Annotated in this window: 8 protein-coding genes, 3 tRNA genes and 1 pseudogene; 5 read left to right on the top strand and 7 right to left on the bottom strand. The window is 69.9% G+C overall.

What is annotated here, in order from left to right; translation table 11 throughout:
• Positions 1 to 186 precede the first annotated feature (186 nt).
• A complete protein-coding gene (locus ACZ68L_RS10280; protein WP_469575799.1) occupies positions 187 to 2,190 on the top strand; it encodes a glycosyltransferase family 2 protein in 2,004 nt (667 codons plus the stop codon).
• 320 nt (positions 2,191 to 2,510) lie between these two features.
• Here ACZ68L_RS10280 and ACZ68L_RS10275 read toward each other — a convergent pair.
• The 4 genes and pseudogenes from ACZ68L_RS10275 to ACZ68L_RS10260 all read right to left on the bottom strand — a co-directional run.
• Positions 2,511 to 2,642: pseudogene (locus ACZ68L_RS10275) on the bottom strand (IS3-like element ISRhosp1 family transposase); the annotation flags it as partial.
• Positions 2,643 to 2,860: 218 nt separating this feature from the next.
• Positions 2,861 to 2,934: transfer RNA gene (locus ACZ68L_RS10270), tRNA-Ile, on the bottom strand.
• Between the two features lie 233 nt (positions 2,935 to 3,167).
• Positions 3,168 to 3,240: transfer RNA gene (locus ACZ68L_RS10265), tRNA-Asn, on the bottom strand.
• A gap of 5 nt (positions 3,241 to 3,245) precedes the next feature.
• Positions 3,246 to 3,318 (bottom strand) — tRNA-Asn (locus tag ACZ68L_RS10260).
• A gap of 193 nt (positions 3,319 to 3,511) precedes the next feature.
• On the opposite strand from ACZ68L_RS10260, the gene ACZ68L_RS10255 reads away from it, so the two are divergent.
• The 4 genes from ACZ68L_RS10255 to ACZ68L_RS10240 all read left to right on the top strand — a co-directional run bounded on the left by ACZ68L_RS10255 (position 3,512) and on the right by ACZ68L_RS10240 (position 9,217).
• The gene (locus ACZ68L_RS10255) at positions 3,512 to 3,811 is read left to right on the top strand and encodes a YtxH domain-containing protein (protein ID WP_469575798.1); all 300 of its coding nucleotides are present in this window, start codon (positions 3,512 to 3,514) and stop codon (positions 3,809 to 3,811) included.
• A gap of 126 nt (positions 3,812 to 3,937) precedes the next feature.
• Positions 3,938 to 5,401, top strand: a complete 1,464-nt coding sequence (locus tag ACZ68L_RS10250; protein WP_469575797.1) for an FGGY family carbohydrate kinase — start codon at positions 3,938 to 3,940, stop codon at positions 5,399 to 5,401.
• A gap of 151 nt (positions 5,402 to 5,552) precedes the next feature.
• On the top strand, positions 5,553 to 7,286 hold the full coding sequence (locus tag ACZ68L_RS10245) for an ABC transporter ATP-binding protein (RefSeq protein WP_469575796.1): 1,734 nt from the start codon (positions 5,553 to 5,555) through the stop codon (positions 7,284 to 7,286).
• A complete protein-coding gene (locus tag ACZ68L_RS10240; RefSeq protein ID WP_469575794.1) occupies positions 7,286 to 9,217 on the top strand; it encodes an ABC transporter ATP-binding protein in 1,932 nt (643 codons plus the stop codon). Before ACZ68L_RS10245 ends, ACZ68L_RS10240 begins: the two co-directional genes overlap by 1 nt.
• Before the next feature lie 239 nt (positions 9,218 to 9,456).
• Here ACZ68L_RS10240 and ACZ68L_RS10235 read toward each other — a convergent pair whose 3' ends face one another.
• The 3 genes from ACZ68L_RS10235 to ACZ68L_RS10225 form a co-directional block, all read right to left on the bottom strand.
• Entirely contained in the window at positions 9,457 to 10,560 is a 1,104-nt protein-coding gene (locus ACZ68L_RS10235) for an RNA polymerase sigma factor (protein ID WP_469575792.1), read from the bottom strand.
• 290 nt (positions 10,561 to 10,850) lie between these two features.
• Positions 10,851 to 12,758, bottom strand: a complete 1,908-nt coding sequence (dnaG, locus tag ACZ68L_RS10230) for a DNA primase (protein WP_469575790.1) — start codon at positions 12,756 to 12,758, stop codon at positions 10,851 to 10,853.
• Positions 12,759 to 13,090: 332 nt separating this feature from the next.
• Entirely contained in the window at positions 13,091 to 14,350 is a 1,260-nt protein-coding gene (locus tag ACZ68L_RS10225) for an NAD(P)/FAD-dependent oxidoreductase (RefSeq protein ID WP_469575788.1), read from the bottom strand.
• Positions 14,351 to 14,553: the final 203 nt, after the last annotated feature.

Raw genomic sequence — 14,553 nt, 5'->3', positions numbered from 1 at the left:
CTACGGCACGCCGTACACGCTCCGGCTGAACGCCCGGCGCGGCCTTACCACATCGATCATTCACCCTGAACACACCAACAACTCATGGTATTTTCACATACTTACTGGCATCGTACCCATGCGCGAACGGCGACAGCGGCATCACAGCCGGTGAAATGGGCCGTGCCCCGCATCATTTTGGAGAGCATGACGATGGCCGGCCCCACCGTTTCGGTGATTATCGCTGCGTACAACGCGATGCCCTATCTGACGCGGTGCATCACGTCCGTCGCCGAGCAGAGCATCGGACGGGACGCCCTGGAGGTCATCGTCGTCAACGACGGGTCGACCGACGGAACGCCCCAGGAACTCGAGCGGCTGACCGGCGTCCACCCGGGCCTTCTGCGCGTCATCCACCAGGAGAACTCCGGCGGCCCGTCCGCGCCCCGCAATGTCGGCCTCGGCCACGCCCGGGGACAGTTCATCTTCTTCCTCGACGCCGACGACTATCTCGGGCCCGAGGCGCTGGAGCGCATGGTCGCCCTGGCCGAGGAGAACAACACCGACGTCGTCCTCGGCAAAATGGTCGGCGTCGGGGGCCGTGGTGCGCCCACCTCGATGTTCCGGCGCAACCAGCCGAAGACCGACGTCTACTCGTCGCGCGTCTACTGGACGCTCAATCCCATGAAGCTGTTCCGCCGCGAGCTGCTGGAACGGCACCGGCTGCGGTTCCCGACAGACCTGAAGATCGGCGAGGACCAGCTGTTCGTCGGCCCGGCGTACATCCACGCCTCCGGCATCTCCGTACTGGCCGACTACGACTGCCTGTTCTGGGTCGAGCGGGACGACAACGGCAACATCACCAAGCGGACCTCGGGCTCGGAGCCCCGACTGCGCTTCCTGCCCCGCGTCGTCGACATGATCCTCGAGAACGTGCCGCCGGGTCCCGGCCGCGACCACCTGGCCCACCGCCACCTGACCGTCGAGGTCCAGCAACTGCTCGGCGGGCACCTGGTGTGGGAACCCCGCGAGACACAGGTCAAGACGCTGAGGCGGCTCGCCGAGATCATCGAACCCCTCTGGCACGACGGCCTGGCCGACCGGCTCTCGGCGATGGCACGGCTGCGGCTGCACCTCGTGCGCCACCAGATGCTCGACGAGATCCTCGAACTCACCGCCTTCGAGAAGCAGCTGGCCAAGTCCGCGTCCGCCACCCCGCTCGTCGTCGAGCAGGGCCGCGCCTACGCCCAGTACCCCTTCTTCCGCGACCCCGCCGCAGCCGTGCCCGACGCGTGCTACGACGTCACCGCCCAGGTCGGCGTGCGGCACCATGTCGCACGGGCCGAACTGCGCGGCACCGAGCTGCGGCTGGCCGGGCACGCGTATCTGCACCGGGTCGCCACCGATGACGTCACCACCGAGCTGGTGCTGCGGGAACGCGGCAGCGGGACCGAGCACCGGCTGCCCGTCACGCACACCGCGACCCCCGGGCTCGGCACCGACGAGGACGCGGGGCGGTACGCGTACGAGAAGGCCGGGTTCGAGGCCGCCGTCGACATCGACACCGCCGCCGGGGGCGCCCCGCTCGGCGACGGGCTGTGGGACGTCTCGCTGGCCGTGGGTGCCCAGGGGCTGATCCGCGAGGTGCGGATCGGCAGCAAGCGCGCCGAGCAGCTGTCCGGCGAGCCGGACACACGAATAGTGGAGAGCGCACGCGGCGCCCGTGCCGTCACCCTCTACACCACCAAGCCGCACGGCAACTACACCCTCGACCTCGGCGAGAAGAAGCACCGTATACGGTCCCACTTCACGTTCGGGGCCGTCCGCTGGAACGCCGGCTCCCCCACCGAGCTGCTGATCAACGGGCGCTGCACCCTCGGCGCCTCCCCCACGGCCGCCCCGCTCGTCGCGGCCCTCACCGGTGACGGCGGGGCCACCGCCCTCTTCCCCGTCACCCGCTCCCCGCACACGGACCTGTTCTCCGTCCACGTGCCCGTCTGCGACCTCGCCCCGGGCGTATGGAGCGGGGAACTCCGCCTCGGCGCCTGGTCGGTGCCCCTGCCTGCCCTCCCCAAGGACCTGGAGCCCGCCAAGTGGCGCCGCTGGGGCCTGCCCTGGTACGCGAAGCCGGCGTCCGACGCCGGCAAGCGGTTCGCACTGACCGTGGCGAAGACGCAGCTCGTGAAGGCGGTCGCGGGCAAGCTCAGATGACGGCCGCCGATCACCGACGTCGCCCGCGACGCAGGTTTCGGCTTTCTCGTCTCGAACCTATCCCGGTGACGCGTCTCACCTGAGGCGTCCCCCGGAGCGTGGACACGGAGCTCATGCTGCGCGTGTGAGCTCACGTGCTCTCTGCTGTTGTTGTTCGAACTCGGCTGGCGAGAGGTAGTTGAGGGCGCTGTGGCGCCTGCCTTGCGCAGCCGGCCGTTCTCCGCGCGCAGCCGGGCCAGTGCCTCATCCCGGCTCTCCGCGCTCTGCTCGCCGCGGCCGGAGCGCGGAGAACCCGCGCTCTCGTCGGCCTGGCACACTCAGCTCCGCAGGGCCTCGTCGGTCACCCCGACATCCGCCGCGACCGCCGCATACGTGCGCTTCCCGCCCGCCGCGCGGTACAGCGCGACGGCATCGTTCCTGAACTCCACCGGATACGGAGACTTACGTCCCACCAGGACACCCTTCCTCGGATCTGCAAGATCCGTTGTCGGCGTGTCCACACCACAGGGGTCATCTCAGTACGAGGGGTCGCCGTTCAGGCGTTCATTGGTCCTGCCGTAAGCCATACGGAGGAGCCTACGGCGGGTCGGTGCAGCGTTCGTGCAGCGAACGCCGTGGACCGGCTACCGTCGCAACGGCATTTCCGCAGGTCACGACGTTTCTGCTGGAGTGGGGCGGGTGGGACTCGAACCCACGGCCGACGGATTATGAGTCCGCTGCTCTAACCGGCTGAGCTACCGCCCCTTATCGGCGTGGCGCGTACAAGTGTGCGCGCCGTCTGCCGCAGCATAGCCGGTCATACGATCTCTCGCTCCGGATGGTCGGCTTCACCTGACCATGAAGACCGCATCCCCCCCTGCCCGGTTCCGGATGGCGCGAAGTACACGCGAAAGAGTCACGTGAACCCCACCCGCACCACGGGGACGGGCAGCCGCGGGCACGCGAAAAAGGACCCCGCGGGGTCCTCTTCCGTTCCGCTCCCCCGACTGGACTCGAACCAGTAACCCTCCGGTTAACAGCCGAATGCTCTGCCAATTGAGCTACAGGGGATCGCGCTCCCCCGACTGGACTCGAACCAGTAACCTGCCGGTTAACAGCCGGCTGCTCTGCCAATTGAGCTACAGGGGATTGCTGCGTTTGCACCGAACCCTACCTGCCTGGCTCTGCCGGGCGGCGCGCGTTCGCTGCGACACATACATTAGCGCAAGCAGGGGGGTGCTTTGCCAATCGGTATCGCCCGGGGTGATCTCGGGTGCCCGCGGGTAGGCGGGCAGCACACGTCAGACTGAGCGTCGCACTGAGGCAAGGAAGGGTGGCAGCCATGCGGTACCGGCTCACGTTCATCGCCGGACTGGCTCTCGGATACGTGATCGGCACGCGGGCCGGGCGCGAGCGCTACGAGCAGATGAAGAAGTCCGCACGCCAGTTCGCCCAGAATCCGGCCGTGCGCAACACCGCCGAGTCCGCGGCGCAGAGCGGCCGCGATCTGGCCGGCAAGGCGTACCGCACGGTGAGCGACAAGGTCGGCGAGAAGGTGCCCGCCTCGGTGACCGACCGGGTGCGCTCCCTGCGGGCACGCGGCCGGAACGGCGAGGACGACTGGGGCACCAGCAACACGTAAGACCTCTTCCGGATCCTGCCGGGCTCGCGGGGTCCGGCACCGGGCCCCGCCGTGTTGCCGGCCCCGTCCTCCCACTGCCGCACCACCGGTACGGAAAAGCTCCGGCGGTGCGGCAGAATCTTGGGCATGGGCATAGTCGCCGGCTTGGACAGTTCTTCCGCCTTCACGCACATCGTGGTCTGCGATACGGACACGGGCGCCGTGCTGCGCCGGGGGTACGCCGCACACCCCGTCGAGGCGAAGGCCACCGAGGTCGACCCGCAGGCATGGCTGCTCTCGCTGGGTGAGGCCGCCACCGACGGGCTGCTCGAAGGTGTGCAGGCCATCGGCGTCTCCGCACAGCAGCACGGTCTGGTGCCGCTCGACCACCAGGGCAATCTCGTGCGTCCGGCGCTCCTCGGCAACGACAAGCGGGCACAGGTCGCCGCCGCCGACCTGATCGACGCACTCGGCGGGCGGCAGTCCTGGGCCGAGGCGGTCGGCACGGTGCCGCAGGCCGCGCAGCCGGTGTCGAAGCTGCGCTGGCTGGCGCGGACCGAGCCGGAGGCGGCCCGGCGCGTGGCCTCGGTGCTGCAGCCGCACGACTGGCTGGTGTGGCAGTTGCTGGGGCGGCCGGCCCGGCGGACCACCGACCGGGGTGCCGCGTCCGGCACCGGTTACTGGTCGGCGGGCAGCGGCTCCTACCGGCCCGACCTGGTGGAGCTCGCGCTCGGCCACCAGGCCACGCTGCCCGAGGTGCTCGGCCCCTCCGACGCGGCCGGGACGACGCCCGAGGGACTGCTGATCTCCGCGGGGACCGGCGAGACGATGGCGGCGGCCTTCGGGCTGGGGGTCGGGGTCGGCGACGCGGTGGTGTCGCTGGGCGCTTCCGGTTCGGTCATGGCGGTGCACCACGAGGCGCTCTCCGATCCGAACGGAATGATCACCTCGTTCGCGGACGCGACCGGGATGCATCTGCCGGTGGTGTACACGTCGAACGCGGTACGCGGGCTGCGCGGGACCGCCGACATGCTGGGCGCGGAGGGGCTGGAGGAGCTGTCCGCGCTGGCTCTGAAGTCGACGCCGGGCGCCTCCGGGCTCGTGCTCCTGCCGTATCTGGAGGGCGAGCGCACCCCGCACCTGCCGCACACGGCCGGGACGCTGTGCGGGCTGCGGCGCGAGTCGATGAAGCCGGAGCATCTGGCGCGGGCCGCCTTCGAGGGGATGCTGTGCTCGCTGGCCGACGCGCTCGATGTGCTGCGCGGCCGCGGCGTGGAGGTGCGACGGGTGTTCCTGCTGGGGGCGGCGGCCGAACTGCCCGCCGTGCAGGGGCTCGCGCCCGCGCTGTTCGGCACGCAGGTGGTCGTGCCGCAGCCCGCCGAGTACGCGGCGCTTGGCGCGGCCCGGCAGGCGGCCTGGGCGCTGGGGGTCTCGCAGGGGACGGCCGATCCGCACACTCCCCCGGCCTGGCAGGGGGCCGCGGCGCAGGTGCTGGAGCCGGGCGAGGAGCTGACGGTCGGGCAGGCGGTGCGCCAGCAGTACGTGGCGACGCGGGACCAGATCCATCCGGGAGCCTTCGACTCCGCGCCCTCATCCGCACACCCTGGGTGACCTGACCGGGTACGGCTGACAGAGGGCGGCCCTCAACACGTGTACTCGGTCTGTTTTTTTACTCGGCCTTGAATAAAAACGTTCGCGGTCGCCGCGCGCGGTGCCGGAAAATGGGTCGACTCCCGACCTCTGCCGACTCCGAGAGACACGCGTGCTCATAAAACTACTGCGGGCCTATCTCGGTCCGTACAAGAAACCCATCCTGCTGCTGGTCCTCCTCCAACTCCTGCAGACCTGCGCCACCCTCTATCTGCCCACCCTGAACGCCGACATCATCGACAACGGCGTCGTCGAGGGGGACACGGGGTACATCCTTGAGTTCGGCGGCATCATGATCGCCGTCAGCATCGTCCAGGTGCTCTGCAACATCGGGGCCGTCTACTACGGCGCCCGCACCGCCTCCGCCCTGGGCCGTGATGTCAGGGCGTCGGTCTTCGACCGGGTGCAGTCGTTCTCGGCCCGTGAGGTCGGACGGTTCGGCGCTCCCTCGCTGATCACGCGGACGACCAATGACGTCCAGCAGATCCAGATGCTGGTGCTGATGACGTTCACGCTGATGGTGTCGGCGCCGATCATGTGTGTCGGCGGGATCATCATGGCGCTCGGCCAGGACGTCAAGCTGTCGGCGGTGCTGCTCGCGGTGGTGCCGGTGCTCGGCATCGCGGTGAGCCTGATCGTCAAGCGGATGCGGCCGCTGTTCCGCACCATGCAGGAGCGGGTCGACACCGTGAACCGGGTACTGCGCGAGCAGATCACCGGCAACCGGGTCATCCGCGCGTTCGTCCGCGACCGTTACGAGGAGGAACGGTTCCGCGGCGCCAACAACGAGCTGACCGATGTGGCGCTGTCCACCGGCCGGCTGATGGCGCTGATGTTCCCCACCGTGATGACGGTCGTCAACGTGTCGTCGATTGCCGTGGTCTGGTTCGGTGCCCACCGCATCGACAGCGGCGGCATGGAGATCGGCGCGCTGACCGCGTTCCTCGCCTATCTGATGCAGATCGTCATGTCGGTCATGATGGCCACCTTCATGTTCATGATGGTGCCGCGCGCCGAGGTCTGTGCCGAGCGCGTCCAGGAGGTCCTGGAGACCGAGTCGAGCGTGGTTCCGCCCGTCGAGCCGGTCCGCGAACTGCGTGCCCACGGTCATCTGGAGGTCCGCGGCGCGGACTTCCGCTACCCGGGCGCCGAGGAGCCGGTGCTGCGGTCGGTGGATCTGGTGGCCCGTCCCGGCGAGACCACCGCGATCATCGGGTCGACGGGCAGCGGGAAGTCGACGCTGCTCGGACTCGTACCGCGGCTGTTCGATGTGACGGACGGCCAGGTACTGGTCGACGGCACGGACGTACGGACGCTGGAGCCGGCGCTGCTGGCGAAGACCGTGAGTCTCGTTCCGCAGAAGCCGTATCTGTTCTCCGGGACGGTGGCGACGAATCTGCGGTACGGAAACCCGGACGCCACCGACGAGGAGCTGTGGCACGCGCTGGAGGTCGCGCAGGCCAAGGAGTTCGTCGAGGCGCTGGAGCACGGCCTGCACGCGCCGATCGCGCAGGGCGGCACCAATGTCTCCGGCGGGCAGCGCCAGCGTCTGTCGATCGCCAGGACGCTGGTGCAGCGACCGGAGATCTATCTCTTCGACGACTCGTTCTCCGCGCTCGACTACGCGACCGACGCCGCGCTGCGCGGGGCGCTCTCGCAGGAGACGGCCGAGGCGACCGTGGTGATCGTGGCCCAGCGGGTGTCCACCATCCGTGACGCCGACCGCATCCTGGTGCTGGACGAGGGCCGGGTCGTCGGCTCCGGCACCCATCACGAGCTGATGGACGGCAATGAAACATACCGGGAGATCGTGCTCTCCCAGCTGACGGAAGCGGAGGCCGCGTAATGGCCGGGCCTGGCGGACGCATGATGGCGGGCGGGGCTCCGACCGACCGGTCCATGGACTTCAAGGGGTCCTCGAAGCGGCTGCTGAAGCGCTTCGCCACGGAGAAGACGTCGCTGTACGCGATGCTGGCGGCCGGTGTGCTGAGCGTCGCCCTCTCGGTGGTCGGGCCGAAGATCCTCGGCAGGGCGACCGACCTGGTGTTCGCCGGGGTCATCGGCCGGCGGCTGCCGGAGGGGACGACCAAGGAACAGGCCATCGAGGGCCTGCGCAGGAGCAGCAGCGGCCTGGCCGACATGCTCTCCGGAGTGGACTTCGTCCCCGGTCACGGCATCGACTTCGGTGCGGTGGGCGACGTGCTGCTGGTGGCGCTGGCGGTCTACGTCGGTGCCGGGCTGCTGATGCTGGTGTCGACACGGCTGTCGATCCGGATCATCAACCGGGTCGTGTTCCGGCTGCGCGAGGACATCCAGACCAAGCTGTCGCGGCTGCCGCTGTCCTACTTCGACCAGGCCAAGCGCGGCGAGGTGCTCAGCCGGGCGACGAACGACATCGACAACATCTCGCAGACGATGCAGCAGACGATGGGCCAGCTCATCAACTCCCTGCTCACCATCATCGGTGTGCTGATCATGATGTTCTGGATCTCACCGCTGCTGGCGCTGGTCGCCCTGGTGACGGTGCCGCTCTCGGTGGTCGTGGCGACGAAGGTCGGCAAGCGCTCGCAGCCCCAGTTCGTGCAGCAGTGGAAGGTGACGGGCAAGCTCAACGCCCATATCGAGGAGATGTACACCGGGCACACCCTGGTGAAGGTCTTCGGGCGGCAGGAGGAGTCCGCGAAGGACTTCGCCGAGCAGAACGACGCGCTGTACGAGGCGGGCTTCAAGGCGCAGTTCAACAGCGGGATCATGCAGCCGCTGATGATGTTCGTCTCCAACCTGAACTATGTGCTGATCGCCGTCGTCGGTGGTCTGCGGGTCGCTTCGGGATCACTGTCGATCGGTGATGTGCAGGCGTTCATCCAGTACTCGCGGCAGTTCTCGATGCCGCTGACCCAGGTCGCCTCGATGGCGAACCTGGTGCAGTCGGGTGTCGCGTCGGCCGAGCGGATCTTCGAGCTGCTGGACGCCGAGGAGCAGGGCGCCGACCCCGCGCCGGGCACGGGCGAGCGCCCGGAGGAGCTGCGGGGCAGCGTCTCGCTGGAGAAGGTGTCGTTCCGTTACGACCCGGAGAAGCCGCTCATCGAGAGCCTGTCGCTGAACGTCGAGCCGGGTCACACGGTCGCGATCGTCGGGCCGACCGGCGCCGGCAAGACCACGCTCGTCAATCTGCTGATGCGGTTCTACGAGGTGACGGGCGGCCGGATCACCCTCGACGGGGTCGACGTGACGAACATGTCGCGCGACGACCTGCGCTCGGGGATCGGCATGGTCCTCCAGGACACCTGGCTGTTCGGCGGGTCCATCGCGGAGAACATCGCGTACGGCGCTTCGCGCGAGGTCAGCCGGGAGGAGATCGAGGAGGCGGCGAAGGCGGCCCACGCCGACCGCTTCATCCGTACCCTGCCGGACGGTTACGACACGGTGATCGACGACGAGGGCTCCGGTGTCAGCGCGGGCGAGAAGCAGCTCATCACCATCGCGCGGGCGTTCCTGTCCGACCCGGTGATACTGGTGCTCGACGAGGCGACGAGTTCCGTCGACACCCGTACCGAGGTGCTGATCCAGAAGGCGATGGCGCGCCTGGCGCACGGCCGTACGAGCTTTGTGATCGCGCACCGGCTCTCCACCATCCGGGATGCCGACGTCATCCTGGTGATGGAGAACGGCTCGATCGTCGAACAGGGCACGCACGACGAGCTGCTGGATGCCGAGGGCGCGTACGCCCGGTTGTATTCGGCGCAGTTCGCGCAGGCGGTCGCCGAGGTCGACTGACGCGAGCGCGGCACGTGACGGGGCCCGTACCGCCGGTCGGCGGTACGGGCTCCTTCCGTCCGGGGCCGTCCGCGAACCCGTCGGCAGCCGGGCGGCCGGTGAGGGCGGTGGCCGCCACGACGCGCTTCGGCCGACGGCGGGTGACGGGCCGTCCGCTCCCGGGCGACGGCCCCACGGATCCGGTCCGGCCCGGGTGTCCGTCTGCCCGTCTGCCCGTCTGCCCATCCACGGTGCCGGGTTCAGTCGAGGTAGCCGCGCAGCTGGTCGGCGAAGGCGTGGTCCCGCAGCTTGTTGAGGGTCTTGGACTCGATCTGGCGGATGCGTTCGCGTGTCACGCCGAAGATCCTGCCGATCTCCTCCAGCGTGCGGGGCCGCCCGTCCGCCAGCCCGTAGCGCAGCTGGACCACCTTGCGCTCACGCTCGTTGAGCGTGGAGAGCACCGCTTCCAGATGTTCGCGCAGCAGCAGGAACGCGGCGGACTCGACCGGGGACGCGGCGTCGCCGTCCTCGATCAGATCGCCGAGTGCGACGTCGTCCTCCTCACCGACCGGGGCGTGCAGCGAGACGGGTTCCAGGGCGAGCCGCAGGACTTCGCCGACGCGCTCCGGGGTGACGTCGAGCTGGTCGGCGACCTCCTCGGGCGTCGGCTCGTAGCCGCGTTCCTGGAGCATCCGGCGCTGGACCCGTACGACGCGGTTGATCAGTTCGACGACATGGACCGGGACCCGGATGGTCCGCGCCTGGTCGGCGAGGGCGCGGGACATGGCCTGACGGATCCACCAGGTCGCGTACGTCGAGAACTTGTACCCCCGCGCGTAGTCGAACTTCTCGACCGCCCTGATCAGTCCGAGGTTTCCCTCCTGGACCAGATCGAGCATGGTCAGCCCGCGGCCGACGTAGCGTTTGGCGACGGAGACGACGAGGCGGAGGTTGGCCTCGATGAGCCGGCGCTTCGCCGTCCGCCCCATGACCACCAGCCGGTCCAGATCGACGGCCAGTCGGCTGTCCGGGTCCGGGGTGCTCGCGAGCCGCTCCTCGGCGAAGAGACCTGCCTCGACCCGGCGGGCGAGCTCCACCTCGTCGGCGGCGGTGAGCAGCGGGATCCGGCCGATCTCCCGCAGATACTGGCGGAACAGATCGGAGGACGGACCGGCCGTCTCCGGTCGGCCCCGCGGCTCCGGGGGGTCGGGCGCCTCCGGTGGCTCCTCCATGAGTGCCTCGGGGGGGTCGGGTGGATCGGACGGCTTCTGCGGCTCCGCCACGGCCTCCGGATGACGCACGGCCCGGTTCTGCGCGGGGATGGCCGAGACATGCTCGGTTTCGGTCAGGGTCCGGGTCTGCACGGGGGCGACCTCCAGGTGATCGCTGCCGGATCGCGGGGATGGCGGATCACGGTCCGGTGGACCGGCCGCGCTCCGATGACTCAGGCACCGCCCCCCAGTGTGGGGGAAGACACATCGCTGCCACGAGGGGCGTGCGGGGACTTTCTGGGTCCGGTCCGTGACCGAGCGGATACGCGGACGGGGAGGGGCGGGAGTTTCGAGCCCGCCCGGCGACGGACGACGGAGCGAGGGCCGAACGCGCCCGGTGCGCCGTCACCGCAGCACCGCCGGCACCTCGCCCCGGCCTCGGGTCAGAGCGCGTCGGCGCCGTTGTTGCGCAGCGACTCGGCGTACTGCTGGAGGACCCAGACCTCGTTCTGCGCGGCGGCCAGCTGGTCGGGGGCGACATTGCTGCCGAGGCGGGCGAGGCTGCCCTGGACGTCGTTGATCCGGCGGTCGACGGCGCGCAGCCGGACCTGGACGAGCTGCATGCCCGCGTAGGTCTCGTCGATGGTCTTGCCGTGGAAGACCTCGACGGCAAGCTCGGTGACCAGATTGCGCACCCTGTCGTCGGGGGCCACCTCCAGGACCTGGACCAGGTATTCGCGGGTCTCGGGGACGCCCATATCAGCGCCGCCCGCCTCCGCGATGCACTGCCGGACCGCCGCGTACGGCGGGGCGGTGAACTCGTCGACCCCGTAGGCGTCGAAGGCCGGAGAGACGAGAGCGGGCTTCTGCAGGGCGAGCTTCAGCAGCTCGCGCTCGGTGCGGTGGGCGGGACTGCGGAGGTTGAGGGCGGGGCCGGAGGGGGCGGTCGGCGCCTGGACCTGTTCGTGCCGGGGGCCGCCGCGGGGCGGGGCCTGCGCGGCGCCCCGCTGGTCACCCCGCTCGCGGGCCCAGCGGGCGAGCTGGCCGACGCGCTTGACCACGAACTGGGTGTCCAGGATGCCGAGCATGCCGGCCAGCTGGACGGCCACCTCGTGCTGCGAGGAGCTGTTCTTGATCCGGGCGACGACGGGCGCCGCCTCGTCGAGCGCGGCACCGCGGCCCGCCGGGGTCTCCAGGTCGTACCGGGCGACGATCTGGCGGAGCGCGAACTCGAAGAGCGGGGTACGGGGCTCGACCAGGTCGCGGACGGCCTCGTCGCCCTTGACCAGGCGCAGATCGCACGGGTCCATGTTGTCCGGGGCGATCGCGATGTACGTCTCGGCGGCGAACTTCTGGTCGTCCTCGAAGGCGCGCAGGGCGGCCTTCTGCCCGGCCGCGTCACCGTCGAAGGTGAAGATCACCCGGGCGCTGCCGTTGTCCATCAGGAGGCGGCGCAGGATCTTGATGTGGTCCCCGCCGAAGGCCGTACCGCAGGTGGCGATGGCGGTGGTGATCCCGGCGAGATGGCAGGCCATGACGTCGGTGTAACCCTCGACGACCACGGCCCTGCTGGCCTTCGCGATGTCCTTCTTCGCCAGGTCGATGCCGTACAGCACCTGCGACTTCTTGTAGATCGCGGTCTCGGGGGTGTTGAGGTACTTCGGTCCGTTGTCGTCGTCGCGCAGCTTGCGGGCGCCGAAGCCGACGACGTCGCCGGAGGTGTCGCTGATCGGCCACATCAGCCGGCCGCGGAAGCGGTCGATCGGGCCGCGCCTGCCGTCCTGGGAGAGGCCGGAGGTGATCAGCTCCTTGTCGCTGAAGCCCTTGCCGCGCAGATAGCGGGTGAGGTGGTCCCAGCCCGCCGGGCTGTAGCCGACACCGAAATGGGCGGCCGCCGCCTGGTCGAAGCCGCGCTCGGCGAGGAACTTGCGGCCGATCTCCGCCTCGGGGCCGTCCAGCTGCTCGACATAGAACTGGGCGGCCACCTTGTGGGCCTCGACCAGCCGGATGCGCTCACCGCGCTGGTGGGAGGGGTTGTACCCGCCCTCCTCGTAGCGCAGGGTGATGCCCGCCTTGGCGGCGAGCCGCTCGACCGTCTCGGAGAACGAGAGATGGTCGATCTTCATCACGAAGGCGATCGTGTCACCGCCCTCCTGGCAGCCGAAGCAGTGGAAGAGACCCTTGCTCGGACTGACCTGGAAGGAGGGGGACTTCTCGTCGTGGAACGGGCAGAGCCCCTTGAGGTTGCCACCGCCCGCGTTGCGCAGCTGGAGATACTCGGAAACGACGGCGTCGATCGGGACCGCGTCCCGCACCGCCTTCACGTCGTCGTCATTGATCCTGCCTGCCACGGGTGAAGTCTACGGGTGGGGTACGACAGCCGTGCCGCGTGCCGATGTGATCCGGGGAACCCGGGGACGAGTTCGCCTGCCGCGCGCGGTACGGCCGGACGCTCCCGTCCGGGACCACCGACGCGGCGGCCGGGCGAAGTCCCGCAGCGTCCCGCGGCTCGGCCGGGCGCGGTTCGGGCCGGTTCGGCTCGGCCCGGTCCGGGCTCAGTCCGGCGCGGTTCGGGCCGGCTCGGCCCGGCGCGGTTCGGTCCAGCGCGGTTCGGTCCAGCGCGGTTCGGTCAGGCACGGCTCGGTCGCGGCACGGTCCGGACGGTCCGGCTCGGTTCCGCGGGTCACCTCAGGGCGGCCAGCGGTACCGACGGGTCGGCCAGCGCGTCCGGGTCGATCTGCCTGCCGGACCGGACCAACTGCTGCACGTCCTCGGTGACGTCCCACACGTTGACGTTCATCCCGGCCAGCACCCGGCGGTCCTTCAGCCAGAAGGCGATGAACTCGCGCTTTCCCGCGTCGCCGCGGATGACCACCTGGTCGTAGCTGCCCGGCGGCGCCCAGCCCGAGTATTCGAGACCGAGGTCGTACTGGTCGGAGAAGAAGTACGGCACCCGGTCGTAGCCGACCTCCTTGCCGAGCATGGCGAGGGCCGCCGCCGGGCCGCTGTTCAGCGCGTTCGCCCAGTGCTCCACGCGCAGCCGGATGCCGAGCAGCGGATGGGCCATATTGGCGACGTCACCGGCCGCGAAGATGTGCGGGTCGGAGGTGCGCAGGGAGGCGTCGACGGCGATGCCTCCACCGTCCTTGCGCGCGGCCATGGCGAGCCCCGCCGCTTCGGCCAGTGCGGTGCGGGGGGCGGCACCGATCGCCGCGAGCACGTCGTGGGCGGGGTGCTCCTCGCCGTCGTCGGTGCGGACCGCGAGGACCAGGCCGTCCTGGCCGATGATCTCGGTGAGGCGGACGCCGAAGTGGAAGCGGACCCCGTGGTCGGTGTGCAGATCGGTGAAGATCTGGCCGAGCTCGGGGCCGACGACCTGGTGCAACGGGGTCGGCTCCGGCTCGACGACGGTGACCTCGGCACCGTACCCGCGCGCCGCCGCCGCGACCTCCAGGCCGATCCAGCCCGCCCCGGCGATCACCAGATGGCCGTTGTCGCGGCCGAGGGCGGTCAGTACGTTGCGCAGCCGGTCGGCGTGGGCCAGACGGCGCAGATGGTGGACACCGGCCAGGTCCGTACCCGGGATGGGCAGGCGGCGCGGCTCGGCCCCGGTGGTGAGCAGCAGCTTGTCGTAGTGGACGACGGTGCCGTCGCCGAGCTGTACGGAGCGGGCGTGCCGGTCGAGGGAGGTGACGGGCTGGCCCAGGTGCAGCTCGATGTCGGCGCCCGCGTACCAGGCGGTCTCGTGGACGAAGAGGCTGTCCCGCTCCTCCTTGCCGGACAGATAGCCCTTGGAGAGCGGCGGCCGTTCGTACGGATGATCGCGTTCATCGCCGAGGAGGATCACCCGGCCGCTGAAACCCTCCGCCCGGAGTGTCTCGGCCGCCTTCGCTCCTGCCAGTCCTCCGCCGACGATGACGAACGTCCGATGTGCGTCGACCACTTGATGCCTCCTCGGTGCTTGCTGCGCGGGGCCCGACTGCGAGCGTCCCGCACGCAGCGTGATGGCGAAAGAGGGTGTACACCGATCAGGTCACACCCCGTGGTCACAGGCAAGTCCGCGCGGCTCGCGGACAGGGTCGCGGACGACCCCGCGCGGCGGTGGGGAACGGGCCTCCCACGCCGGAGGAGCCGCAAGCGCGGGAA

The sequence above is a fragment of the Streptomyces sp. NPDC104309 genome, from assembly GCF_055584025.1.
Note: the sequence above shows the minus strand (reverse complement) of the source record. Positions and strands in the feature narration are given on the sequence as shown.